This is a genomic window from Streptomyces sp. AHA2, from assembly GCF_036857595.1.
Lineage (GTDB): Bacteria > Actinomycetota > Actinomycetes > Streptomycetales > Streptomycetaceae > Streptomyces.
The window spans coordinates 1-2,689 of record NZ_JAUQWJ010000050.1 but is presented as its reverse complement, the minus strand read 5'-3'; the positions used below and the strand labels follow the sequence as shown (position 1 = coordinate 2,689).

Here is a 2,689-nt window from a genome sequence, read left to right as displayed (position 1 = left end):
ATTGTTCGGCGGCGTCCTACTCTCCCACAGGGTCCCCCCTGCAGTACCATCGGCGCTGTAAGGCTTAGCTTCCGGGTTCGGAATGTAACCGGGCGTTTCCCCTACGCTATAACCACCGAAACACTATGAAACTGTCGAACCATGCCGCGCCATGCCGTGACCTGGCATGGGGCTGTTCGTGGTTTCAGAACCAACACAGTGGACGCGAGCAACTGAGGACAAGCCCTCGGCCTATTAGTACCGGTCAACTCCACACGTTACCGTGCTTCCATATCCGGCCTATCAACCCAGTCGTCTACTGGGAGCCTTACCCCATCAAGTGGGTGGGAGTCCTCATCTCGAAGCAGGCTTCCCGCTTAGATGCTTTCAGCGGTTATCCCTCCCGAACGTAGCCAACCAGCCATGCCCTTGGCAGGACAACTGGCACACCAGAGGTTCGTCCGTCCCGGTCCTCTCGTACTAGGGACAGCCCTTCTCAAGACTCCTACGCGCACAGCGGATAGGGACCGAACTGTCTCACGACGTTCTAAACCCAGCTCGCGTACCGCTTTAATGGGCGAACAGCCCAACCCTTGGGACCGACTCCAGCCCCAGGATGCGACGAGCCGACATCGAGGTGCCAAACCATCCCGTCGATATGGACTCTTGGGGAAGATCAGCCTGTTATCCCCGGGGTACCTTTTATCCGTTGAGCGACGGCGCTTCCACAAGCCACCGCCGGATCACTAGTCCCGACTTTCGTCCCTGCTCGACCCGTCGGTCTCACAGTCAAGCTCCCTTGTGCACTTACACTCAACACCTGATTGCCAACCAGGCTGAGGGAACCTTTGGGCGCCTCCGTTACTCTTTAGGAGGCAACCGCCCCAGTTAAACTACCCATCAGACACTGTCCCTGATCCGGATCACGGACCCAGGTTAGACATCCAGCACGACCAGACTGGTATTTCAACGACGACTCCACAACCACTGGCGTGGCTGCTTCACAGTCTCCCAGCTATCCTACACAAGCCGAACCGAACACCAATATCAAACTGTAGTAAAGGTCCCGGGGTCTTTCCGTCCTGCTGCGCGAAACGAGCATCTTTACTCGTAGTGCAATTTCACCGGGCCTATGGTTGAGACAGTCGAGAAGTCGTTACGCCATTCGTGCAGGTCGGAACTTACCCGACAAGGAATTTCGCTACCTTAGGATGGTTATAGTTACCACCGCCGTTTACTGGCGCTTAAGTTCTCAGCTTCGCCCCACCGAAATGGAGCTAACCGGTCCCCTTAACGTTCCAGCACCGGGCAGGCGTCAGTCCGTATACATCGCCTTACGGCTTCGCACGGACCTGTGTTTTTAGTAAACAGTCGCTTCTCGCTGGTCTCTGCGGCCACCCCCAGCTCACCGAGTAAATCGGATCACCGAGTGTGGCCCCCCTTCTCCCGAAGTTACGGGGGCATTTTGCCGAGTTCCTTAACCATAGTTCACCCGAACGCCTCGGTATTCTCTACCTGACCACCTGAGTCGGTTTAGGGTACGGGCCGCCATGAAACTCGCTAGAGGCTTTTCTCGACAGCATAGGATCATCCACTTCACCACAATCGGCTCGGCATCAGGTCTCAGACTATGTGCCAGGCGGATTTACCTACCTGACGTCCTACACCCTTACCCCGGGACAACCACCGCCCGGGATGGACTACCTTCCTGCGTCACCCCATCACTCACCTACTAACCGCTTGGTTCGGCGGCTCCACCACTCCCCATCACTCCGAAGAGATCAAGGGCGGCTTCACGGCCTTAGCATCACGATGCTCGATGTTTGACGCTTCACAGCGGGTACCGGAATATCAACCGGTTATCCATCGACTACGCCTGTCGGCCTCGCCTTAGGTCCCGACTTACCCTGGGCAGATCAGCTTGACCCAGGAACCCTTAGTCAATCGGCGCAAACGTTTCTCACGTTTGTATCGCTACTCATGCCTGCATTCTCACTCGTGAACCGTCCACAACTCGCTTCCGCGGCTGCTTCACCCGGCACACGACGCTCCCCTACCCATCCATACACCCGTTGGGGCTATTGCATGAATGACACGACTTCGGCGGTACGCTTGAGCCCCGCTACATTGTCGGCGCGGAATCACTAGACCAGTGAGCTATTACGCACTCTTTCAAGGGTGGCTGCTTCTAAGCCAACCTCCTGGTTGTCTGTGCGACTCCACATCCTTTCCCACTTAGCGTACGCTTAGGGGCCTTAGTCGATGCTCTGGGCTGTTTCCCTCTCGACCATGGAGCTTATCCCCCACAGTCTCACTGCCGCGCTCTCACTTACCGGCATTCGGAGTTTGGCTAAGGTCAGTAACCCGGTAGGGCCCATCGCCTATCCAGTGCTCTACCTCCGGCAAGAAACACACGACGCTGCACCTAAATGCATTTCGGGGAGAACCAGCTATCACGGAGTTTGATTGGCCTTTCACCCCTAACCACAGGTCATCCCCCAGGTTTTCAACCCTGGTGGGTTCGGTCCTCCACGAAGTCTTACCTCCGCTTCAACCTGCCCATGGCTAGATCACTCCGCTTCGGGTCTTGAGCGTGCTACTGAAACGCCCTGTTCGGACTCGCTTTCGCTACGGCTACCCCACTCGGGTTAACCTCGCAACACACCGCAAACTCGCAGGCTCATTCTTCAAAAGGCACGCAGTCACGAGA

Annotated in this window: 2 rRNA genes; both read right to left on the bottom strand. The window is 56.7% G+C overall.

Annotated elements, in window-relative coordinates:
- Positions 1-3 precede the first annotated feature (3 nt).
- Positions 4-120 (bottom strand): 5S ribosomal RNA (rrf, locus tag Q5694_RS34735).
- 94 nt (positions 121-214) lie between these two features.
- A 23S ribosomal RNA gene (locus tag Q5694_RS34730) occupies positions 215-2,689 on the bottom strand; the annotation flags it as partial.